Below are 22,185 nucleotides of genomic sequence, written 5' to 3'. Positions count from 1 at the left end.
CAGACGGGGGGCCCCTCGCTGACCGTGCGCCCATCGCCCGCCCGCGCGAAGTAGGTGTCGGGGGCGCAGGAGGACGGCGCGGGAAGGCGGGTAACCTCCCCGGGCCGGACACGCATCGATCGTCCGTCCGCCGTCCCGGTCCCGTACTGGCGCCAGACTCTCACGGCGACGGGACTGTCGTTGATGACGGTGATGACGCTTGGCCCTTCGCCGGGCACGCAACACGCGGACGCTGTCAGTAACAGCAGCGCCGCCGGAGCGAGCCGGGCGAGGCGATCGACCATCATGGCGACTCGGCTCCGGGGAAGCGGATGTACCAGGGCCCTCCGGGACAGACCGGAGGGCCGTAGGTGGCGGTGCGGCCGTCGGGGGCCGTCGCGACGAACGCCGTGGGAGCGCATGAGGCCGCCATGTGAATGGCCTGTCCTGGTGACAGCGGTATCGCCTCGCTGGTCGCGCCGGAGTCGTAGCGCAGCCGAAGGCGGACGCCACCGCCGGTGCCGTTGACGACCTGGACTTCACCGGGCTCCGCTTCGCCGCACCGCGATGACGACCACACGACCAGTAAGAGAACACCCGCGAGCAGGACGGCCGCCAGGGCCGCCGCGCAGCCCATGAAGCCGCGGGAGAGCCTTCCGCTCATTGGCGAGAGTGTAGAGGAGCGCGCCTGAGCAAAGCAGGCGGATTGATCAGGCGCCCTCCCGTCCATGTCCGCTACCGAGGGGCGGCGCTGAGGAAATAGGTGGACCAGTTGACCCGCTGCCCGTCTCCATCGGTGTCAGCGTTGGGTCGATTGATGGCGAGGGTCGCCACCGTGCAACGGTCGCCGAGGTTGGCCTGCATCTCCGCGTTCGCGTCGAGGAACAGGGTCTGCTGGTCGGGATAGCACCGCTTGGGCATCGTCTCCCAGGTGATGAGATTGCCCTGGAGGCCCCGGACTCCGGTCAGCCCGACCACGAGGCGCCGCAGGTCCCCTGCCGGAGCGATGAGATCGATGTAGGCGGTGCCGCCTCCGCGGACCGTCACCGTCCCCGCGGCCCGACCGTCGGCGCCGAGGCGAACGTTGTAGCGGTACGGGCGGTGGATGCCCGGGGCCGCGCTGCCCGCGCCGTTGGTGCGTGAGTCGGACGCCAGGAAATCACACCACCGGGGGACGTCGATGTTGAGATAGTGCCAGCCGGAATCGTTGGGATCCTGGGGATCGTTCTTGCACAGCTGGTAGTTGGCGGTCGCGAACACCTGCATCTCGTCGCTGGGTATCACGCCGTAGTCGGCGAAGGTGTCGTCGATCGCTTCCAAAGGCTGCCCCCGCCAGTTGCCCCCGAGATGCTCCCAGGTCTGGCGGACCGCGTCGAAGCTCAGCCTGGCGGAGAGGAACTCGGCGAAGATGAAGGCCCCGTACTGGCGGGGCGCGCCGAACCCGTCCCATTGGTTGAGCTTGTCGTTGGGGCGCCCCAGGAACTCGGGCAGGTGCCGGGCGTACTGGTATCGCTCTGACTCGGGCACGCTCGGGTCGCCGCCCATCGTCACGCGGGCTCCCCATTCGGCCGTGGCCTCCATCCACCACTGCGTCGTGCGAGCGCTGAAGACCCACGAACGGGTGGGGATGTACTCGTACTGCGAAAGATGGAACAACTCATGGCGGGGCAGGTAGAACGCGCCGGCTTGCTGCCCCATCACGATGGTGGGAAAGCCGATGAGCGAGTACGGCGGCGTGAATCCCACTCCAGCGGCGACGCGAGGGTTCCCGATGTACACATCTGCCTTGTCGGGAATCTTGTACCCGAAGCCCTTGTACCTGCTCCAGGCATACTCCAGTGACTTGACCGTCTGCTCGACGTAGTCCGGAACCCGGTTGCCGTCGGCATCGGTCAGATCGACCGCGCGAGGGCCCGTGACGTTGTAGCTCACCTCGAAGTGAGCCGTGGTCTCCTTGCACCAGGACACCTCACCCCACAGTGACCTCGAATACTGGTATCCGCAGTGAGCGTCGGGAGCCGCCGCGCGCGGCCGAGAAGGTAACCGCGAGCTCGGAGCGGGTTCGATGGGCCTGGCGTTGCCGCGGATGCTCTCGGCCACGTCCTTGGGAAGCTGGTCCAGGGCACCGGCCAGGAGGCCCGCCAGCAGGGAACGCTGCTCGTCGGGAAGCTCGGAGTCTGTGTAGCGGTCCGGGAGTTCCCGGCCGGGCTGCGGGATCCCGAGCTTGATGTAGGCGAATCTGGCGAAGTCCTCGTGACCGATCGCCCTTTCGCGGTAGTCGGTCAGAAGGTTCGTCAGGCCGGGGGCGACATGCGGCAGGGGCTCCGGCTCTGTTGCGCCACTCGGAGCTCTGGACCTGTCAGGGTGTTTGTGCGGCTTGTAGGTGTGGGGTTGGCGGGGATATGCGAATGGAGAGGAAGGCTGGTCGGCCCGCGGGCCCGCCATTGCCAGCTGGACGGTTCCCGGCGTCGCGAGTGATGCTGCCGCGGCAACGGCCACGATCGCCGCCTGAATCTTGAGACCCATGTACTTGACGTCCTCAATCCCTACTGAGCCCGCGATCTACGGGCTCTGCGGGGAGAGTCGCACTCCGGTCGGTTGTTGATCAACATGTGGGCCGGTTGCGGTCATTCGACGAGCGTTGACCAGCAGTTGAGCGTGCTCGGGAGAGTAAAGCTACGGCTCTACCCGAAATATGTGGCATTCGAATCACGACCACGCGATTTAAAAATCAACGCCCCTGGCGCAGTCGGGGATAATGGAATGGGGCTATTCGGCGTGATGGGCGTGGGCCAGGTCGGGGGAGGTGGGGGGTTTGCTGGGTTGCGGTCGGCTCGGGACGCGGCCGATGGGGCCGACCACTAGTGAGGCCAGTGCCAGGGCGGCGGTGCTCCACAGCAGTGGCACGATTCCCGCGCCCTCGACGATCAGGCCGCCGGCGAAGGCGCCCAGGGCGATGGAAGCGGTGAACACCCCGACGTACAGGCCGGTGACGTGCTCGACCCGGTCGGGGGCGGCGGCCGACATCCACAGTTGTCCACCGACCGAGACGCCGCCGTAGGCCGCGCCCCACAGCGCGATCGCCAGGCCCGCGACCAGCGCGGTGGTGCCGAACAGGGCCAGGATCATGAGCGCCGCGGTGATGCCCGCGGCCAGGAGCAGCACCGTCTGCCGGGGGCGGCGTCCGGCGGCGGCCCCGGCGGCGAAGTTGCCGATCAGCCCGAACACGCCGTAGAGGAGCAGCGACAGGGCGATCGCGTTCGCCGACATGCGGGGGAGTTCTTCGAGCGCGGGACGGACGTAGGTGTAGGCGGCGAAGTGCGCGGTGACCAGCAGCACCACCACGACCAGCCCGGAGACGACCGCCGGACGCGCCAGCGACCGGCGCCGTCCGGCCCCGGCTTCGTCGCCGGTCGCCGCCGGACGACGCAGCCTCGGCAGCGTCAGCGCCAGGGCCGGGACGAGGAGCAGCGACAGGGCCGCGAGGGCGCCGAAGGCCGTCCGCCATCCGAAGGCGTTGCCCACGAAGGTGCCCAGCGGGACGCCGAGCACGGAGGCCGAGGCCACGCCGCTGACGGCGAAGGAGACCGCCAGGGCGATGTCGCGCGGCGCGACCAGGCGGGTCGCCACCGCCGCGGCCATGCCCCAGACGGTCCCCATCCCGATACCGAGGACGATCCGCGAGACGACCAGCATCCCGAACCCGCCGGCGATCGCGGTCAGCCCGTTGCCGGCGGCGAGCACCACCATCGCCACCGCCAGCACCACCCGGCGGTCAAGGTTCCCCAGCAGGCGCGGCACCAGCGGGGCGGTCAGCGCGGAGACCAGGCCGGTGATCGTCAGGCTGGTGCCCATCGCGCCCGAGGAGACGCCCAGCCCGTCGGCCATCGGGGTGAGCACCCCGACCGGGAGCATCTCGGAGGTCACCACCAGGAACGTGCTCAGCGTCAGCACCCCGACGGCGACCCACCCGGGCAGGGGCGTTCGCTCGTCACGGACCGCATCCAGAGAACTCATGCCCCCCAGCCCATCGCCACCGACGCGCCGGAACAACACCGATCTCCTCATTGATCGATTAGCCAGGCTGATCGATCGGTCCTTACACTCGGTCATATGACCACCGGGCTTCCCACGATGCACCAGGCGCACCTGCAACAGATCGAGTGCCTGATCGTCCTGGCCGAGGAACTCCACTTCGGACGCACCGCCGAACGGCTGGGCTACTCCCAGTCGAGGGTCAGCCAGCTCGTCGCCACGCTGGAATCGCGCGTCGGCGCGCGACTGGTCGCCCGCACCAGCCGCCGGGTCTCCCTCACACGGGCCGGGGCGCAGTTCGTCAAGGAGGTCCGTCCCGCCTACCGGACGCTGCTGCGGACCTTCGACCGCGCCCGGGAACGAGCGATGCGCGGTGCCCTGGAAGAGTTGCGAATCGGGTTCACCGGCATGGTCTATGAGGAGATCACCTCCACCTTCCGCGCCCTGCACGACCTGCACGGGGTGGCCGTGCACACCCACGATCTCCCGCTGGGCTCACCGTTCACCCCCGTCCTCGACGGTGAGGTGGACGCCGTGATCGTGGAGCTGCCCGTGCATGAGCCCGAACTGACCGTCGGATTCCGGTTCCCGGCCCAGGACCAGTTCATCGTCCTCAGCACCGAGCACCCGCTGGCCGATCGGCACACCATCGACCTGGAGGAGTTGGCCGACCTCGATCTGCTGCACCGCACCGGTGACGCCCCCGACTACTGGAAGGCCGCCCGGACACCGCCGGTCACGCCGTCCGGTGCGCCGATCCTTTCCACGGCCGGTATCACCACCGTCCAGCAGGGCCTGGCCCTCGCCGCCTCGGGCCGCCACGCCATGCTCGCCTGCCGCCCCCTGACCGAACACCACGCCCGCACCGACCTGCGCTACATCCCGGTACGCGGCCTGGAGGCCACGAGCCAGCTCGGCCTGGTCTGGCGCACCGACCACACCACCCCGGCGCTCAACGCCCTTGCCGAACTCCTTGAAGAAGCAGGCCCGCCAAGGCCGACCGCCGCCGAGCAAGCGGCGGTCAGCGCATGATGACGCGATAACGTGTCCCCGCCGAGCGGAGCTGGACGGCTGCCCGGCGGGGACGATCGACATCTGTTCCTTGGCAGAAGCCGCCGCCCTTTTACCCTGCGTCTGTGGCGCGCCAGATTCTGCTGTGCAGGTCGGTTCCCCTGATCACCTGGACGCGCCAGGGCTCCAACCGCAGGACGTGCAGTTCCGGATCGCCGGGCCCGCCGCGCCAAAAGTTGCCCAGGTCGTACCCGGCTCCCTTTGGACTCGTTCGTTGGTACAGGTCCCACACATGCTGTTTTGTGTCCGGGTCGTCCACCCACGCGGCGACGGTGTCGATGCTCACCGCGTTCTGCCTCGGCGTCCAGTAGGAGAAGGTGGTGTGCGGGTTCCCGGCCAGATGAGCGGCCTTGACCGGCGTCTTGTAGGTGGCCAGCCATCCCACCGGGACGCCGTCCACGGTCTCCCAGACCGGAATCAGCACCCGCGCGCGAGGCCGTCCCTTGGTGTCGACGGTGGTCATGGTCGCGTACACGATGTCGCCTATGTAGGTGTCGAACTGTTCTTTGATCTCGGCGAACGATGCCACTTTGTCGGCCATTGCTCTCCTCTTCCTTTCTCAAGCCGCGATCGCGCTGGACTCGGCCGGGGTGGTCGCGTTCGGCGGCATGGCGGGCGTACGAAGCCCGAACGCGATGACGATCGCGCCGACCGCCGCCGCCGCCACGGGGACGATCAGCGCGGTGCGCAGGGCGTCCAGGCCCGAACCGGCGGCGACGCTGACGGCGGTGACGGCCGACAGTCCGAGCGCCGTCCCGAACTGGATGGAGGTGTAGAGCAGACCGCCCGCCAAGCCGTGTTCGTCCTCGGCGACGCCCTCGGTGGCGGCCATGGTCAGCGGCCCGTACGTCAGCGAGAAGGCCAGCCCGAGCAGGATCAGCGTGGGAAGCATGGCCGCGTAGGTCCAGTCCAGCCCGACGGGAAGGAACAGCGCGTACGCGACCGCGGCGAGCACGATGCCGCCGAACAGCACGCGGGCGTTGCCGAAGCGGCCCACCAGGCGCGGCGTCAAAAGAGGCGCCAGGACGGTGTCGATACCGAGCACCAGCATGGCCAGGCCGGTCTGCATCGTGTTCCAGCCGCGCACCTCCTGGAAGTACAAGGTGGCGAGGAACTGGAAGCCCGCGAACGCGGCGAGGAACAGGAGCGCGGCCACGTTCACGCGCACCAGCGACGCCGTCCGCAGGATGCCCAACCGCAGCAGCGGGGACGCCGACCGCCGCTCGACCGCGATGAACAGCCCCAGCAGCGCCAGGCCCGCCGCGAACGCGCCGACGGTCAGGACGGGAGCGTCACCGGGGTGCTCCAGCCGGACGACCCCGTACACCAGCAGCAGCATCGCGCCGGTCACGGTGAACGATCCGGCCAGGTCGAAGCCGCCCGGGGGACGCTCGCCGCCGGTGTCGCGGACGAAGGCCAGGGCCGCCACCAGGATCAGCGCCGACAGGAGGACCGGCGCGAAGAACACCCACCGCCACCCGAACGAGGCGAGCGCGCCGCCCGCGACCACGCCGAGCGAGAACCCTCCCGCGGCCGTCCCCGCGTACACCCCGAGCGCCTTCGTGCGCGCGGGCCCCTCCGGAAAACTCAGGGTGACCAGGGCCAGCCCGGCGGGGGCCATGAACGCGGCCGCGACCCCCGTGACGAACCGGGCGACCAGCAGCATCCAGCCCTCGGTGGCCAGGCCGCCCAACCCGGAGAAGACCAGGAAGACCGCCAGCCACAGGACGAACATCCGGCGGTGGCCCAGCAGATCGGCGGCGCGTCCGCCCAGCAGCATGAACCCGCCGTAGCCCAGCACGTAGGCGCTGACGACCCCGCTGAGCATCCCCGTGGACAGGCCCAGGTCGGCGCGGATCGACGGCAGCGCCACGTTCAGCATCGCCACGTCGATCCCCTCCAGGAAGATCGCGCCGCACAGCACGAGCAGCACACCCCACGCACGCCGTTCCAGCCGGGGTGACACGTTGGTCGAACCGGACATCGGTGCCCGCTCCCTCTCATCGCGGGAACCGGCCCCCGGGGTGGTTCCCCGAATGACTGCCGGTTCCCTCTTGTAAGTGACAGCATCGTCAGGCACCATCGGTGAGCATGGAAGACGGCACTTTCGAGTCCCTCGGTTACTGCGCGGATACCGGCGTCGACGACGACGTTCTCCAGTGGGACCAGCGCGCCGACTGCGAAGTGCGGCAGATCCTCGACCGCATCGCCGACAAGTGGTCGCTGCTGGTGATCGCCCTCCTGGACAAGCGCAGCCTGCGCTTCACCGAACTGCGCCGCGCGATCGACGGGGTCAGCCAGCGCATGCTGACGCGCACCCTGCGCCACCTGGAACGCGACGGCCTGGTCAGCCGGACGGTCCACCCGACCGTCCCGCCCCGCGTGGACTACGCCCTGACGCCGATGGGCGAGACGCTGCACGCCACCGTCCGCTCCCTGGTCGTCTGGACCGAGGAGCACCAGAACTCCATCGCCGCGGCCCGCGCCGCCTACGACCTCCGCGCCGCCGCTGAGCAGGAGGCCACCGAACGCGACGCGGCCGAACGCGCCGCCATAGCCCACGCCGCCCTTCCCCAAAGGCCCTAGCCAACGGAACCCCCTGACCGGGACTCTCCATCGCCCAACCCGATGTGCCAACGCACGGAGCCTTTCGCCGTCCAAGCAGGCACTCCACCGCACGATCGTGCAGCTCGCCTGCATGGGCTCGGTCACGCGAAGGGCCCTGGGTGCCTGCCGGCCTTCTGGCCGGGGAGAAAGACGGTGCTTGCGGCGCCAATGCCCTCGACGCCGACCTGATCTACTTCGGCTCCTGGGGCGTGCCCTACGGCCCCTAAGGGCCCTGATCGAGAAGCCCCGTGTCGCGCTTCATCCGCACCGGAAGACGTGGATGACTTCGCCATGCGTATGTGAACCTGCGGTGACCCCTGCCAGGCCGTGACCTCAGTCGGCCGAACTTTCCAGACATCCTTAAAACGATCATGAATGAGTGTTTAGGTATTTACTCTCGGATAGCACGCCAGATGACTCATCGGCCACATCTGGTTTGAAGGCGAGGGATGACGGCACTTTGCGAGAGCTTCTCATCACTGTGACCATAACGCTGGTGACGGCCGGGCTCCAGATCACGCTGAAGGGGCTCAGCCGGACGGAACTTCCTGGCAAGAAGCACGGCCTGACCAGGGAAGACGGATTGTTTTGGACGGATTGGACGATAGCGGCTGGGCTGGCCCTGGCGACCACGCTCGTCGTGGCCTCGTCCAAGAAACTGCCCGTCCCGATGTCTCAGGTGGTGCTCTGCCTCATAGCCATACTGCTTGGTTGTACTGCCTTCCCCTTCCTTCTCCGCCTGCTCGCCTACGAGAGTGGAGCTAGGATTAAGGAGTGGGGTTGGCTCAAGATGGGCTGGATCTTCATCGCCAACGGAGTTGCTGTCATGATCCTTTTAAGCGCGGTGGCTGTGGGAGTGAAGGTGTATGGCTGACGACCCGCCCGACGGCAGGTCAGCGGCCCCCAACTCGCAGACGGTGCCGGCGGTATTAGGTTCAGTTGGTTCCATTGGGGCGGCCACCGCTGCCGTCTTCGTCTCGCTCGGCCCGGCGGCCGTCCCCGCGGTGATCGGCGTGGTGGCGACATCGGCCGCAATTACGGGCGTGATTGAACGCTATATTAGGCGCAGGAAGAAACAGGAAGAACTCGAGGTCGCGGACTCCTAGCCCGATTTCGTTCCACGCGTGGCAAATGATCGAAGCGGTAGGACCGGCCGGAACAGGCCGCACGACCGTTTCCGACGTGGTGCGGGTGGCATCACGGCCGCGCGTTCCAGCCGTTGTGCGCTGGCGCACGAGCCCGGTCGAGCACCTCCGTGCTGGAAGGTGCCCGAATCCCTGCCGATCTCAAAGCTTGATGATCTACTGCTCATGCCAGTGGTCGGAGCCGTCGGCGGGGAGCCCGTGGCGGGTGATGGCCATCATGTCGCCGAGCGTGGTGGGGTTGGTCCAACCGCGATCGCGGGCGTAGGCGCGCGCGTCGGCGCGTTTGCGGGCGGCCACGTCCGGGGTGTCGTGCGGACCGGCCAGCGCGGCTTCGGTCGTGGCGCGCAGAGCGTGCCCGTCGTCGCGGGCGCGGCGCATCTCCGGGCGATGCCTGAGCCAGGTTCGTAGAGCGTTCTGGAAGATCACCGTCAGGCCGAGGGGAAGCGCGAGCGCGGCGACCAGAATGGCGATCTTGAATGCCAGGTCGGCGTCGCCGGTCTGGCGCCAGACGGCCAGCGCGGCACCGCTGGGGGAGGCCGTCAGTCCCAGTGGCAGGGCCATCCATCGCCACGGACGCGCCCTCTCGCTGGAAGGGGCGTCGCTGAGCCGATCGGCCTTGCCGGTCCGCCTCCGTCCGCTGGCAGCGGAGCGAGATCTCTTCGCAGCGGCGTTGTCCCGCTTCGGCCGGGGCCAGGGGCCGGTGGTGCCGGGTGGACGGGTGGTGGCCATGGAGTCTCCAACGGTGTGCGGCTCGGAGGCTGTGGTGAAGGCGGTTCGTGCCTTGATGGCGCCGACACCGGCGGCTGTAGATCACTGCGGGATGAGAGTTCCTCAGGTCGAGGGCGTCCGATGCCGAGTTGATCTGGGTGGAGAAAAGTCGGGATCAGGTGCGGCAAATCCGGCGTGGCGTCATCTACACCGCTGACAGGTACGGCCATCCAGGCCAGACTCTTACTGGAGGGGATGATGGGGCGAGCCGAGGAGGCGGGGGATCCGCCACGGCCTGATCCGCCCCAGATAGAACACGGCAAGCGTCCGGATCAGGCCACTCCGGCGAGCACATCACCAGATCACCCTCCTGAGCATGGTGACACCCGCAAGGATCTCGATGCCGAAGATGATCTTGATCAGGAGCAGGATGGAGCCGACGGCGGGCCAGAAGTCACCGAGCGGCGCCTGCGCGCGCTGGAGGCCGAGCTCGCCACGGTGGAGTTGGAAGACCAGGACGCTTTTGCTCCGGAGGCGACGGTACCGGCTGAGCGCCCTCAACAAGCTGAGCGCCCTCAACAAGCTGAGCGCCCTCAACAACGGGTCGAGCAGCAGAGACTTGTACAGGAGATGCGGGCCGAGGGTTTCGATGGACCGATCACCTCCACCTGGAAGGCCGAGACGGTCGCCTACGCGCTGGCGGTGCTGATGAACTGGACACGTACCGGCCAGATCGTGAAGGAATGCAAGGCCAGGGGGCGACCGATCAGCCTGGCCGAGTACGGGCCCGGCCGCTGGAGCCGTGAGGATCGGCTGGAGTTGGTGGGCGAGACCGTCACCCGTGCGCTGAAGTACTTCACGACCAAAGTGCTTGAGCCCAACCGCTGGGACCCGAGCAAGGGTGCCAGCCTGAACACCTTCTTTATCGGCGCCTGCCTGTTCCAGTTCCCCAACGTCTACGACCGTTGGGCCCGGGAGCAGCACAGTTGGGGCCGCCATGGCTCGTCCGGGCGTTCTCCTGAAGTGGCCGAGGCCGCGCTGACCACGACCACGACACAGTGGGAAGACCCAACCAGTGAATCGGCGCTGAAGCGCGAGCGCCGCCGCGAGGTCCTGGCAGAGATCGCCAATTCGCAGACCCGTACCGCCGCTCAGATGATCCTGGACGACAAGACGATCAGGGAGGTCGCCACCGAGCTTGAGATGAACGAGAAAACGCTGCGCACCCGGCTCAGCCGGTTGAGAACCAGTGTGAGCCGGGATGCGGTACAGGAGGGTGATTGGTGATGACCGGCCCCAGTGAGAAGGCCAGCACTGCCGACAGCCTTTTTAGCGGCACTCACATTGTCGCCGGGCATGATGTCACGGTCGTGGGGGATGTCAGTACGGTTCATGTGAACTCGGTGTTCGCTGCACGACATGCGTACTGGCAGCGGCAGGCGGTGGAGTTGTGGGGAATGTTGCGGGACCACGCACCCGCTGACACGCCCACACCGTTGGACATTCTGATCGCCGAGACGACCGCGGGCACCGAGGTGTTCGACTCCGGCACCATTGACCAGCGGCTGCAGGAGGCCGCCGACGCCGGCCGGGAGCGGCCGCCCTGGCAGGGGATCATTCTTCAACGATCAACGCGCCAGACTCTGGCGGGCGTATTGCGAGCCCTCAGCCTGCTCGAACATACCGACCTGGGGTCCCCCGGCGCCCGTCGGCTGCGCGACCAGCCCGACGACGATCTGATCGCCGAGATCCTGGATACCGCCCAATCACTCCAGCGGCCACGCTCGCCGCTGGACCTTCGGCATTCCTTGATCATGGCCATCGACATCACCGGGTTCAGCGGCTTCAACCGCGCTGACCACGAGAGGATGGCTTTGCGCGACGCCATGTACCACGTTGTGCAGGAGGCGGTCGACCACAGCATCGAGGCTGGGTGGGGCAAGGCGTACAGGGAGGACCGGGGTGACGGGTTGCTGATTGTGTTCCCCCAGCCTCCCCGAACGGCCGATTTCCTTCAACTCATCGACCAGCTGTGCCTCAGAGTCCGCCAGCACAACCGGGTGCGTCCCGCCAAGAGCGCCCTGCGCTTGCGCATGGCCGCTCATTCCGGCCTCGTGCGCGCTGACGAGCACGGAATCCTCGGCCAGGCGATCAATCTGACCGTTCGACTTCTGGAAGCCCCCGTCGCGAAACGAGCGATGGCCGAGGCCGGCGTCGACCTGACCATGATGCTCTCGGACGGGCTGTACACCGACAGCCTGGCGCAAACCATTCCCGACCGATCGAACGCCTCGGCTCTCGCGGCGAGGTTCCGACCCGTGAACGTCAGCGTGAAAGAGACCAGGGCACGTGGATGGCTGCTCGTCGATGCCGACGAGCAGAGACCGTTGGAGGCCCCTGACCGACCGAGTGATTTCGAGCCTCGGGAGGACACCGGAGCTCAAGCGCGATCCACCGAATCCCCGCTAGGAACGGCTGCGGTGAGTTGGACGGCGCATACGGCCTTCCCCATCCTCGCGCGGCGTCGAGACGTCGAGGAGCGACCTCTGGGCGAGGAGGAAATTCAGCTACTGGCTCAGATCGCTTCTGGCGTTACCGCTGATATCGCCGCCCGCAACCTGGAGTTGTCGGCCCGTACCCTGCGTCGCCGCCTGCGTACGATTTGCGACAAACTAGAGGTGAGCACCCCGATCGAAGCGGTGGTGTGGGCCGCTCGCCGCCAGTTGATCTGATCGAATCAGAAGACCGCCGGACCTGTCTTCCCGCGTCGTGTCGCAGCGTGACTGGTATCCGATCCACATGGTTGGGGCCGATCCGCGAATGCGGGGCGCCTGGGCGTTCTGTGGTGATTCGGGGAGCTGCATTCGCGATAGGGGTCTGCCCCTGCTGTGTGGTGACTGTGCAGACGTTTGGGTAGGTCAGATCGTCAGTGGGTTCGGATAGGCTCCAATTGTAGCCAGATTCCAGCGTGCCTGTGTGGGGCTGCTGGGGAAGCGGGGAAGTGGGAGGCGCATGGTCCACTGCGACATATGCTGTTTACGGGTCTCGCTGAATAAGGATAAGACTTTACCGAGACATTATCTGGAAGCCACGCGCGGCTTCTTTGTTCACCGTGAACAGGAAGAGTGTCAGGGGTCAGGAACAACTCGCTACACTCGCGACGGCGATATCAGTGGGCGGTGCCGGCGGCCCAGGAGCAAACAGGACTGTCCCTGCTGCGGGAGGAAACGCCTCACGCTGAACAAGAACGGGAGATTTCCGAAGCACAGAGCTCCGGACGGCACCGAATGCACGATGTCAGAGTATAACTACCCACGGTAACGTGCGGGTCGATGAGGTGAGGGTCGGCGAGTTGCGTCACGAGAGACCCATGGATGTGAGCATGGCCGCAGGCCCGTGCCGGTTCCTTCCCCCCGGTGCCCTCCTCGGGGTTTTCCTAGGAGGATTGCGGGAGGAGAGGCGTGTTACCGGGGAGGGGACGATGCTGTTCAGGCGGGAGGTCCTGGAGGGGATCGCGGGTGGGCGGATCGATCGGGTGTTCCGGGTGTGGGCCGAGCCGCGTGTTCATGCGGGAAGCACCCAGCGCACTTGGGCGGGGATCGTCGTCATCGACTCGGTCACGGCCGTCACCCCTGAGGAGATCACCGAGGAGGACGCGCTCCGATCGGGGTTCAAGGGGCGCGCTGCTCTGCTCACGGCCTTGTCCAAGAGCACCAAGGAGGGCGGCTACCACCGCGTCATGCTCCATCTGGGCGGCCCCGACCCTCGATCGGAGCTGGCCGAGAAGGCCGAGCTGACCGAGCAGGAACTGGCCGGGCTCAAAGCCACCCTGGACGGCATCGACGGCCGCAGCCGCCGCGCGCCCTGGACCCGTGAGGTCCTCCGGCTCATCGAAGAGCGACCCGGCCTGCGCGCCATGGATCTGGCCGAGCGGCTGGGCCGCGAGAAGCTCTCCTTCAAGGCCGACGTCCGCCGTCTCAAGGCCCTCGGCCTCACCGAGAGCCTGGAGACCGGTTACCGCATCTCCCCGCGCGGCAAGGCGCTCATGGCCTACCTGCGGTCCTTGGCCGAATGATTCTTCCCGGGGGTGCCCGCGGATCAGCGCCGTGGCCGTATGGGGATTTCCAGGGTGAGGTGGTAGCCGCGGTCGGGGGTGGGGCCTGATTCCAGGGCGCCGCCTAAGAGTTCGGCGCGTTGGCGTAGGCCGATCAGGCCGTGGTGTGCGCTGGGGAGGGGGAGCGCGGGTCTGGTCGGGGCGGTGTTGGTGACGGTGGTGCGCACAGTCCCGTCCCGGTGGCGGACCTCTACGCGGGTGCTGGAGCCCGGGGCGTGTTTGCGGGCGTTGGTCAGTGCCTCCTGCACCGTCCGGTAGATGGCCCGCTGGACCGGGGGCGGGAGGTCGCCGTCCAGGTCGACGTGCAGGTCGGCCTCGATGCCGGAGCCCGCGACCAGGGTGTGGAGCTGGGCGAGGGTCGGCTGGGGGGTCAGCTCCGTGGGCGGGCTGCCGGAGGTGCGCAGCACGCTGACCATGTGCCGCAGCTCGTCCAGGGTCTGGACGCTCAGCCGCCGGATGGTGGTCGCGGCGTCCTTGGCGTCCGGGTCGAGCGTGCTGACCTGGAGCGCGCCGGCGCGTACCGCGATCAGGCTGACCTGGTGGGAGACGACGTCGTGCATCTCGCGGGCGAGCTGGGCGCGTTCCTTGGCGAGGACGCTCTGCGCGGCGAGGAACTGCTCGTGCTCGCGTACCTCGGTGATCTCCCCTAGGCGGGCGGCGAGGTCGCGGCGGGCCTGGACGAGCTGGCCGAACAGCGCCGGGGCGGCGGCCAGGCCCAGCCCGTAGGCGAGGTCCGGGACGTCCGAGAGGGCGAGGATCGGGCCGATCTTGGGCGCCGGCCACGGCAGTATGTAGCAGGCGGCGAAGACCGCCGCGCAGGCCGCCAGCAGGGGGCGGCTGCGCGTCCGCGCCGCGAGGGCGTAGATGGCGATCAGCGATCCGGCCACGGCCGACGAGGTCAGCACGCTGGGCACGGTCAGGACGAACGCGGGCAGCGGCGCGCGGCGGCGCAGCAGCAGGGCGCACGAGGTGAGCGCGACGCACGCGATGTTGAACCGCGTGTCGAAGCTCCCCTGGAACCAGGCGTCCAGCAGTGAGATGGCGACGAGACCCGCGTCCGTCAGGGGACGGCGGACCGCGCGCCGTTTCATGTGCCTTCCCCGTCGCGCGGGACGAGCAGGCCGGCGCGGTCCGCCAGCAGCGCGGCCTGGACGCGCCCGCCGACCTCCAGCTTGGCGAGGATCGCGCTGACGTGGTCCTTCACGGTCGAGGTGCTCAGATGCACGCGGGCCCCGATCTCGGTGTTCGACAAGCCCTGGGCGACCAGCACGAGCACGTCCCGCTCGCGGTCGGTGAGCCGGGCCACCGCGCTGACGGCGGGGGCCTGGGACCCGGCGTCCAGATAGCCGTCGACGACCGTGCGGGTGACCTTGGACGACAGCGCGACTCCGCCCTCGGCGAGGGTGCGCACCAGGTAGGCCAGGTGTTCGGGGTCGGTGTCCTTCAGCACGAACCCGGCGGCCCCGGAGCGCAGGGCCCCGGCCACGAACTCGTCGGTGTCGAAGGTGGTGAGCATGGCCACCACGGGCGGATCGGCCAGCCGGCGGATGTCGGCGAGCACGGTCAGCCCGTCCACGTCCGGCATCCTGATGTCGAGGAGGACGATGTCTGGACGCAGGTCCTGGACGGCGCGCAGCGCCTCGCCGCCCGCGACCGCCCCGACCGTCTCGATGCCGTCGGCGGCGTTGAGAATGTGCGTGAAGCCGGTACGGATCAGTGCCTCGTCATCAACCACAAGCACGCGGATCACGTTTCGATTACTACCATGTCCAAGTGTCGTTGGACGGCCGCACGGCCATGAACACCCGCCGGTCGGCGGGTCGGTCTAGCCGATCGGCCGGGTATCTCTAGACGGGCGGCGGATGTGATCAGCCGCCCCGAGCCGCGACATTCGATGACATGACACAGCAGGCTCCCCCGAGCGAGCACGGCGCCTCGGCGACCCGGCGGGACGCCCCGGCGACGGGACGTCTCGTCGGTCTCGACCTGGCCCGATGCCTGGCGGTCTTCGGAATGTACGTGGCGCACGTCGGCCCTGATCCGGCCGACGGCGGGCCGACGGGCGTGCTCGCGGAGTTGACGCACGGCAGATCCATGGCCCTGTTCGCGCTGCTCGGCGGGGTGACGCTGGTCATCATCGGTGGGCGGCGCACGCCGAAGACCGGCCGGCCCGGCAGGCAGGCCGCGGCGAAGGTCGTCATCCGGGCGGCGATCCTGGTGCCGCTCGGCGTCGCGCTGACCATGACCCCGACCGACGTGGACGTCGTCCTCGCCTACTACGGCGCCTACTTCCTGCTCGCGCTGCCCCTGATCCGCCTCCGCGCCCGGACGCTGGCCCTGATCGCGGTCGGGTGGGCACTGGTCGGCCCGCAGCTCTCGTTCGTGATGCGGGACGTCCTGGACGACCTCTCCGACGGCGGCATCGGCGGCGGCGCGGTCGTCCGGGTGAGCGGCGAAGGTCTCCTCGACCTGCTGTTCACGGGCACCTACCCGGCGCTGACCTACATGCCGTTCCTGATCGCGGGGATGGCCTTCGGCCGCCTCGATCTCGCATCGAGGGCCGTCCGCGTACGCCTCGCGGCACTCGGCGGTGCCCTCACGGTGCTCGGGTACGGCGGATCGTGGCTGGCCTTCCGGCTCCTCCCGGGCCTCATGGGGGAGACCGGGTCGCCCGCGGCCTGGTGGTCCGACGTCGACGGCGACCCGTCCGAGGGGGCCGCCTGGCTGCTGACCGCCGCGCCGCACGGCGAGACCACCCTCTCGCTGGCCGGCGGCACCGGCGCGGCCCTGCTGGTGACGGTCGCGGCGCTGGCCGCCGTCGACCGGCTTCCCCGGCTGCGGCGGCTGGCCGTCCCGCTGATCGCGGTCGGCTCGATGTCGCTGACCGCCTACGTCGCCCACATCGTCGTACTCCTGCCGCGCGGGGCCGAGCTGCCGGAATGGCCGCCGCACATCCTGCTCGGCTTCATGCTCGCGGTGACCGTCCCGGCGTTCCTGTGGTCCCGGTACTTCCGGCGCGGGCCGCTGGAGCACCTCGTCCACACCGCGTCGCTGGCGAGCCGGTGCGTCAGATGAGGGAGATGAACGGCCGGCGTGTGGCGGGGCGGCGGATGCCGGGCGCCCGCCATCGCTGTCAGCCTCGGTACGTCCTGACGAACCTCACGCGCTGCGTGCCCGGGGCGGGCGGGCGCCGGGCGCCGCGTTCCTTGGTGTCAGAGGCGAATGCCATCGTGATCCGCGTGACGGACCACGACGAATTGCTGATCCGGGTCGCCGAGCGGGCGATGCGGCAGACCGGCGGCGACCTCTCCTGTGCCACGCCAGAGCAGGTCAAGGAGGCTGAGGCGGTGCTCGGGTTCGCGCTGCCTCCGCTGCTGGCACGGCTCTATCGGGAGGTGGGGAACGGCGGGTTCGGGCCCGACCACCAGTTCCTTCCCCTCATCGGCTCCGAAGGCCGCACCGTCGTGAGCGCCTACCGGGAGGAGCAGACGCCCGGCCAGTGGCCGACCGGCGTGCTTCCCGTCCTCGACTGGGGCTGCGGCATGTACGCGGCGGTCGACTGCACCGACGCCGAAGCGCCCGTCCTGCTCTTCGAGCCGAATGCCGTGGACGACGACTGGAGCCACGCATGGTTCCAGGACGCCGACAGCCTCGCGGACTGGCTGCGGACCTGGCTCGCCGACGCGGGGTGGTACGTGGAAGAAGCCATGGACAGCGACGACTTCTCAGGGCCGCAGCCGTGGTCCCAAGCGGAGCGGCGCCTGGCCTGAAGGCCCGCCGTCCGACCGCGGACACCCGCAGCAGGTACCGGACGCGGACGGTACGCCGCCTGACGTACTCGAACCGCACGTCCGGCTTGTCGGCATAGGGCACGACGAAAGCCATCGCGCCTCATCGCCGTCACCTCGTCACCTCGTCACCTCCTCGCCTTGTCACCTCGTCGTGCCGTCGCCTCGTCACCTTGTCACCTTGTCGCCTCCTCGCCTTGTCACCTCGTCGTGCCGTCGTGCCGTCGTGCCGTCGCCTCTTCGCGTTGGCGGGGAGGAGGGCGTCGCCTGCCCCTTCCCCTGGCGGCACTGGTGCGGGTGGAGAATGTGGGGCGGCGCCCACCGGACCCGGGGAACGTGTTCTGAGCATGATCCGGGGTTCGGTGGGCGCCGCGGTCCGCGGAGCCTGGGCGGGCGTCAGGCGTTCTCGGCGATGGTGAAGCAGGCGGCGGCGTCGCTCCAGTTCACCGGTGTGCAGGCCATGGGGCCACTATTGCAAATAAGTCGCAACTGCATCAACAATGCAGCCATGTCGCCTCCGGATCCCTCCCACCGGGACCCCTGCCGCCCGGACCACGCGCGTCGCCGTTCGTGGGCGTTGCGCCGGGTGCGGGCGGCGGGCCATCGCAGCACCCGTCCGCGCGCGCTCATCGTGACCGTCCTGGCCCAGGCGGAGGGCCACCTGACCGCCGACGTGGTCCACGAACGCGCCGCCGCCGCGGGCACCATGGACCTGTCGACCGTCTACCGGACACTGGCGCTGTTCGAACGGCTCCAGATCGTCCACACCCTGGCGATCGGGAAGCGCGTCACCTACGGGCTGGCCGACCACCCGCACGCGCACACCGTCTGCGACGGCTGCGCCCGGGTCACCGCGCTGCGCGGCGGCGAACTCGGTGACGTCCGGGCGCTGGTGCGGCGCGACCTCGCCGGGTTCGCCGCGACGGGCATCGTCGTCCGGGGCCGCTGCGCCGCATGCCGTCCGCCCCGGCTCCCGGAGGAGTGACCCCGCGCCGGTCAGCGGTCGGTGGACGCGGCCAGGAGCCGCGCGAGGACCGTCAGGGCCGCCGACGCGTCGCCCGGCGGACGCCCCTGGGCCAGCCGGGCGTTCCCGCCGCCCCGCCCGTCCAGGACCGTCTTGACCAGTTCCCCGGCGGACACTCCGGCGTCCTGGGCCGCCTGGTTGGCGGCGACCACGAATCCCGACGGCGACGTCACGGCCGCGACCCCCGGACGGCGCTCGGGCAGCCGATCGACGATCAGCTCCGCGAGCCGGCGCGGGGGCGCGTCGGTGTGCGCGTGAGCGAAGCGGACTCCGCCCGCGTCCTCGGCCTGGGCGGCGGCGATGCCCGCCTCGGCCACCGCCACCTGGTCGCGCAGGAGCCGGTTGACGCGCTCGGCCTCCTTGAGCTTCTCGACCAGGTTCGCGACGCGCTCGGGGAGCCGGTCCCGGGGCGCGTTCAGCCGGGCGGCGACCTCGGTGACCAGATCCCGCTCGCGGGCGAGGTAGCGGAACGACTCCAGGCCGGTGACGGCCTCGACGCGCCGCCGCCCGGACCCGACGGACGACTCGCCCGTGAGCGTGATGCTGCCGACCTGCGCGGCGTGGTCCACGTGGGTTCCGCCGCAAAGCTCCCGTGACCACGCGCCGCCGATCTCCACGACCCGCACGACGTCGTCGTAGGTCTCGCCGAACAGCGCCAGCGCGCCGAGTTCGCGGGCCCGCGCCAGCGGCATGCGGCGGACCTCCACCGGCAGGTCGCGGCGGATGGCGAGGTTCGCCGTCTCCTCGATCTCGCCGCGGGCGGCGTCCGGCAGCGTCCCCTGCCAGGAGAAGTCCAGCCGCAGGTATCCGGGACGGTTGTAGGAGCCTGACTGCACGGCGCCCGGACCGAGGGCGGCGCGCAGCGCGGCGTGCACGATATGGGTGCCCGAGTGCGCCTGCCGGGCGCCGAGCCGCCATTCGGGATCGACCTCGGCGTGCGCCCGCAGGCCGGTCGCGATCTCGCCGCCGGTGATCCGGACCTGGTGCGTGATCAGGCCCTTGACCGGCCGCTGGACGTCCAGGACCTCGGCGGCGAAGCCGGTGCCGCGCAGGGTGCCCGCGTCGCTGTCCTGCCCGCCGGACTCGGCGTAGAAGGGCGTGCGGTCCAGGACCACGGTGACGATCTCGCTCTCGCCGGCCGCGTCCACGGGCCCGCCGTCGCGCAGCACGGCCAGGACGGTCGCCTCGGCGGTGAGGGTGTCGTGGGCGAGCCAGTCGGTCGGGCCGCCGGCGTCCAGCAGGGACCGGTAGAGGCCGGTGTCGGCGTGGCCGGTCTTCTTGGCCCGCGCGTCCTGCCGGGCCTTGCGCCGCTGCTCGGCCATGAGCCGCCGGAAGCCGTCGACGTCCACGTCGAGGCCCCGCTCGGCGGCGATCTCGACGGTCAGGTCGATCGGGAACCCGTAGGTGTCGTGGAGCCGGAACGCCGTCCCGGCGGGCAGCGGCCCGGACGTGCCGGACAGGGCGCGCCCCAGCAGGGCGCTGCCCTGGCGCAGCGTGCCGCGGAAGGCGTCCTCCTCCCCGTAGGCGTAGGAGGCGATCCGCTCGAAGTCGGTGGCCAGTTCGGGGTAGGACGGCGCCATGCAGTCGCGGGCGACGGGAAGCAGGTGCGGGAGGGCGGGGTCCTCGTACCCGAGTTGCCGGACGCCGCGGACGGCCCGCCGCAGGATCCGGCGCAGCACGTAGCCGCGCCCCTCGTTGGCGGGGGTCACCCCGTCCCCGATCATCATCAGGGCCGTGCGCACATGGTCGGCGATCACCCGCAGCCGCACGTCCGTGTCCGGCTCCGTCCGGTAGGCGGTGCCGGTGAGCTCGGCGGCGGCGTCCAGGACGGGACGGGTCTCGTCGATCTCGTAGAGGTTGTCGACGCCCTGGAGCAGCACGGCCATGCGCTCCAGGCCCATGCCGGTGTCGATGTTGCGGGACGGGAGCTCGCCGAGGACCGGGTAGTCCTCCTTGCCGCTGCCCTCGCCGCGCTCGTACTGCATGAAGACCAGGTTCCAGAACTCCAGGAACCGGTCCTCGTCGACCTCGGGGCCGCCGTCGCGGCCGTACGCGGGGCCTCGGTCGTAGAACAGCTCGGAGCAGGGGCCGCACGGGCCGGGGACGCCCATCGACCAGAAGTTGTCGGCCTTCCCCCGCCGGACGATCCGCGCCTCGGGCAGTCCGATCCGGTCGCGCCACAGCGCGTACGCCTCGTCGTCGTCCCGGTAGACCGTGGCCCAGATCCGGTCGGCGTCCAGCCCGTAGCCGCCGTCGGCCACCGGCTTGACGACCAGGTCCCAGGCGAGCGCGATCGCCTCCTCCTTGAAGTAGTCGCCGAAGGAGAAGTTGCCGTTCATCTGGAAGAACGTGCCGTGCCGGGTGGTCTTGCCGACCTCGTCGATGTCGAGCGTCCGCACGCACTTCTGCACGCTGGTCATCCGCGGCCCCGGCGGGGTCCGCTGCCCGAGCAGGTAGGGCTTGAACGGCACCATTCCGGCGTTCACGAACAGCAGCGTCGGATCGTCGGCGGGGAGTGGGGCACCGGCGGCGACCCGGTGCCCCGCCGCCTCGAAGTGCGCGAGGAACCGCCGCTTGACCTCTGCCGTCCGCATGTCCGCTCCTTTGTTGCACTAGATTCGCAACTGCGAGTCTATTGCGATAAGGAGGCCGGTGTGGCGGTGGTGCTCGGCATCGAGAGCTCGTGCGACGAGACCGGCGCGGGCGTCGTGTCGGGCGGGCGGCTGCTCGGCGCCGCGCTGTCGTCGTCCATGGACGAGCACGCCCGCTTCGGAGGCGTCGTCCCGGAGATCGCGGCCCGCGCGCACCTGCACGCGCTCGCGCCGTGCGTGCGGACGGCGATGGCGGAGGCGGACGTCCGCCCGTCCGACCTGGACGCGATCGCCGTCACCTCCGGTCCGGGCCTGTCCACCGCGCTCCAGACCGGTGTGGCCGCCGCCAAAGCGTACGCGCTCGCCTGGAACCTGCCCCTGTACGGGGTCCACCACCTGGCCGGACACGTCGCGGCCGACACGCTGGAGCACGGCCCGCCGCCCGGACGGTCCGTCGCGCTGATCGTCTCCGGCGGGCACACCTCGCTGCTCCTGCTGGGCGACCTGGCCCGGGACCCGATCGTCCACCTCGGCGACACCCGCGACGACGCCGCCGGGGAGGCGTTCGACAAGGTCGCCCGGATCCTCGGCCTCGGCTACCCGGGCGGACCCGCCGTGGACCGGGCCGCCCGCGAGGGTTCCGCCACCGCCGTGCGCTTCCCGCGCGCCATGCTCGGCGCCGGATTCGACTTCTCCTTCTCCGGCCTCAAGACCGCCGTCGCCCGGCATGTGGAGGCCGAGGGCACCCGCGCGCCGCTGGCGGACGTCGCCGCCTCGTTCCAGGAGGCGGTCGCGGACGTCCTCACGGCCAAGGCCGTCGCGGCCTGCCGCGCGCACGGCGTCGACACCCTGACCATCGTCGGCGGCGTGGCCGCGAACCGGCGGCTGCGGGAGCTGGCCGCCTCGCGCTGCGCCGCCGCCGGGCTCGTCCTGCGCGTCCCGCCGCCGCGGCTGTGCACCGACAACGGCGCGATGATCGCCGCCGTCGGCGAACTCCTCGTGGACGCCGGCGCCCCGCCCGCAGGTCTGACGCTGGCGACCGACCCCTCGGCCCCGCTGACCCGGGCCGCGCTCGCCCCCGCCAGTCGGTAGCCGTTGCTACGACGGGACGTCCGCGCCCCGC

At 69.8% G+C, this 22,185-nt stretch carries 20 protein-coding genes; 11 read left to right on the top strand and 9 right to left on the bottom strand.

Features of this window, described 5'->3' with window-relative positions; translation table 11 throughout:
- Window positions 1-283: 283 nt before the first annotated feature.
- From GNZ18_RS02910 to GNZ18_RS02900, 3 genes are all read right to left on the bottom strand, one after another.
- Entirely contained in the window at window positions 284-643 is a 360-nt protein-coding gene (locus tag GNZ18_RS02910; protein ID WP_156214478.1) for a hypothetical protein, read from the bottom strand.
- 71 nt (window positions 644-714) lie between these two features.
- Window positions 715-2,505, bottom strand: a complete 1,791-nt coding sequence (locus tag GNZ18_RS02905; RefSeq protein ID WP_156214477.1) for a hypothetical protein — start codon at window positions 2,503-2,505, stop codon at window positions 715-717.
- A gap of 243 nt (window positions 2,506-2,748) precedes the next feature.
- On the bottom strand, window positions 2,749-3,996 hold the full coding sequence (locus tag GNZ18_RS02900; protein ID WP_216651136.1) for an MFS transporter: 1,248 nt from the start codon (window positions 3,994-3,996) through the stop codon (window positions 2,749-2,751).
- 96 nt (window positions 3,997-4,092) lie between these two features.
- On the opposite strand from GNZ18_RS02900, the gene GNZ18_RS02895 reads away from it, so the two are divergent.
- Window positions 4,093-5,046 carry a LysR family transcriptional regulator gene (locus GNZ18_RS02895; RefSeq protein ID WP_156214475.1) on the top strand — a complete coding sequence of 318 codons (954 nt, stop codon included), beginning with the start codon at window positions 4,093-4,095 and terminating at the stop codon, window positions 5,044-5,046.
- A gap of 91 nt (window positions 5,047-5,137) precedes the next feature.
- Here the strand turns inward: GNZ18_RS02895 and GNZ18_RS02890 are convergent, their stop codons facing one another.
- Window positions 5,138-5,626, bottom strand: coding sequence for a pyridoxamine 5'-phosphate oxidase family protein (locus GNZ18_RS02890; protein WP_156214474.1), 489 nt, complete (start codon window positions 5,624-5,626; stop codon window positions 5,138-5,140).
- An 18-nt stretch (window positions 5,627-5,644) separates the two neighbouring features.
- Window positions 5,645-7,069: an MFS transporter gene (locus GNZ18_RS02885; protein ID WP_214616122.1), complete on the bottom strand. Its 1,425-nt coding sequence runs from the start codon at window positions 7,067-7,069 to the stop codon at window positions 5,645-5,647.
- Window positions 7,070-7,176: 107 nt separating this feature from the next.
- On the opposite strand from GNZ18_RS02885, the gene GNZ18_RS02880 reads away from it, so the two are divergent.
- The 3 genes from GNZ18_RS02880 (at window position 7,177) to GNZ18_RS02870 (ending at window position 8,798) form a co-directional block, all read left to right on the top strand.
- Complete coding sequence (locus tag GNZ18_RS02880) at window positions 7,177-7,671, top strand: winged helix-turn-helix transcriptional regulator (protein ID WP_156214472.1); 495 nt, start codon at window positions 7,177-7,179, stop codon at window positions 7,669-7,671.
- Between the two features lie 481 nt (window positions 7,672-8,152).
- A complete protein-coding gene (locus tag GNZ18_RS02875; protein ID WP_156214471.1) occupies window positions 8,153-8,566 on the top strand; it encodes a hypothetical protein in 414 nt (137 codons plus the stop codon).
- The gene (locus tag GNZ18_RS02870) at window positions 8,559-8,798 is read left to right on the top strand and encodes a hypothetical protein (protein WP_156214470.1); all 240 of its coding nucleotides are present in this window, start codon (window positions 8,559-8,561) and stop codon (window positions 8,796-8,798) included. Before GNZ18_RS02875 ends, GNZ18_RS02870 begins: the two co-directional genes overlap by 8 nt.
- 195 nt (window positions 8,799-8,993) lie before the next feature.
- Here GNZ18_RS02870 and GNZ18_RS02865 read toward each other — a convergent pair whose 3' ends face one another.
- Window positions 8,994-9,398, bottom strand: a complete 405-nt coding sequence (locus GNZ18_RS02865; RefSeq protein WP_156214469.1) for a hypothetical protein — start codon at window positions 9,396-9,398, stop codon at window positions 8,994-8,996.
- 405 nt (window positions 9,399-9,803) lie between these two features.
- On the opposite strand from GNZ18_RS02865, the gene GNZ18_RS02860 reads away from it, so the two are divergent.
- The 3 genes from GNZ18_RS02860 to GNZ18_RS02850 all read left to right on the top strand — a co-directional run bounded on the left by GNZ18_RS02860 (window position 9,804) and on the right by GNZ18_RS02850 (window position 13,620).
- Window positions 9,804-10,832 (top strand): RNA polymerase sigma factor, encoded by a 1,029-nt coding sequence (locus GNZ18_RS02860; RefSeq protein WP_156214468.1) that lies wholly within the window; start codon window positions 9,804-9,806, stop codon window positions 10,830-10,832.
- Between the two features lie 1,223 nt (window positions 10,833-12,055).
- Window positions 12,056-12,277 (top strand): LuxR C-terminal-related transcriptional regulator, encoded by a 222-nt coding sequence (locus GNZ18_RS43515; protein ID WP_312874295.1) that lies wholly within the window; start codon window positions 12,056-12,058, stop codon window positions 12,275-12,277.
- Window positions 12,278-13,026: 749 nt separating this feature from the next.
- Window positions 13,027-13,620 (top strand): ASCH domain-containing protein, encoded by a 594-nt coding sequence (locus tag GNZ18_RS02850; protein WP_156214467.1) that lies wholly within the window; start codon window positions 13,027-13,029, stop codon window positions 13,618-13,620.
- Window positions 13,621-13,643: 23 nt separating this feature from the next.
- Here the strand turns inward: GNZ18_RS02850 and GNZ18_RS02845 are convergent, their stop codons facing one another.
- The gene (locus GNZ18_RS02845; RefSeq protein ID WP_156214466.1) at window positions 13,644-14,750 is read right to left on the bottom strand and encodes a sensor histidine kinase; all 1,107 of its coding nucleotides are present in this window, start codon (window positions 14,748-14,750) and stop codon (window positions 13,644-13,646) included.
- Window positions 14,747-15,409: a response regulator gene (locus GNZ18_RS02840; protein ID WP_312874266.1), complete on the bottom strand. Its 663-nt coding sequence runs from the start codon at window positions 15,407-15,409 to the stop codon at window positions 14,747-14,749. Before GNZ18_RS02840 ends, GNZ18_RS02845 begins: the two co-directional genes overlap by 4 nt.
- Window positions 15,410-15,558: 149 nt before the next feature.
- Here GNZ18_RS02840 and GNZ18_RS02835 point away from each other — a divergent pair, with 149 nt between their 5' ends.
- The 3 genes from GNZ18_RS02835 (at window position 15,559) to GNZ18_RS02825 (ending at window position 18,432) form a co-directional block, all read left to right on the top strand.
- Window positions 15,559-16,734 carry a DUF418 domain-containing protein gene (locus GNZ18_RS02835; RefSeq protein WP_156214465.1) on the top strand — a complete coding sequence of 392 codons (1,176 nt, stop codon included), beginning with the start codon at window positions 15,559-15,561 and terminating at the stop codon, window positions 16,732-16,734.
- 164 nt (window positions 16,735-16,898) lie between these two features.
- On the top strand, window positions 16,899-17,429 hold the full coding sequence (locus GNZ18_RS02830; protein ID WP_216651135.1) for an SMI1/KNR4 family protein: 531 nt from the start codon (window positions 16,899-16,901) through the stop codon (window positions 17,427-17,429).
- Window positions 17,430-17,955: 526 nt separating this feature from the next.
- Window positions 17,956-18,432, top strand: coding sequence for a Fur family transcriptional regulator (locus GNZ18_RS02825; RefSeq protein WP_173390620.1), 477 nt, complete (start codon window positions 17,956-17,958; stop codon window positions 18,430-18,432).
- An 11-nt stretch (window positions 18,433-18,443) separates the two neighbouring features.
- Here the strand turns inward: GNZ18_RS02825 and alaS are convergent, their stop codons facing one another.
- A complete protein-coding gene (alaS, locus tag GNZ18_RS02820; protein ID WP_156214463.1) occupies window positions 18,444-21,065 on the bottom strand; it encodes an alanine--tRNA ligase in 2,622 nt (873 codons plus the stop codon).
- 60 nt (window positions 21,066-21,125) lie between these two features.
- Between alaS and tsaD the strand changes: the two genes are divergently transcribed.
- Window positions 21,126-22,154: a tRNA (adenosine(37)-N6)-threonylcarbamoyltransferase complex transferase subunit TsaD gene (gene tsaD / locus GNZ18_RS02815; RefSeq protein ID WP_214616131.1), complete on the top strand. Its 1,029-nt coding sequence runs from the start codon at window positions 21,126-21,128 to the stop codon at window positions 22,152-22,154.
- The last annotated feature ends 31 nt before the right edge of the window (window positions 22,155-22,185 follow it).

The organism is Actinomadura litoris (genome assembly GCF_009733595.1).
GTDB lineage: Bacteria > Actinomycetota > Actinomycetes > Streptosporangiales > Streptosporangiaceae > Spirillospora > Spirillospora litoris.
The sequence above is the reverse complement of the archived record's forward strand: the minus strand, read 5'-3'. Positions and strand labels throughout refer to the sequence as shown.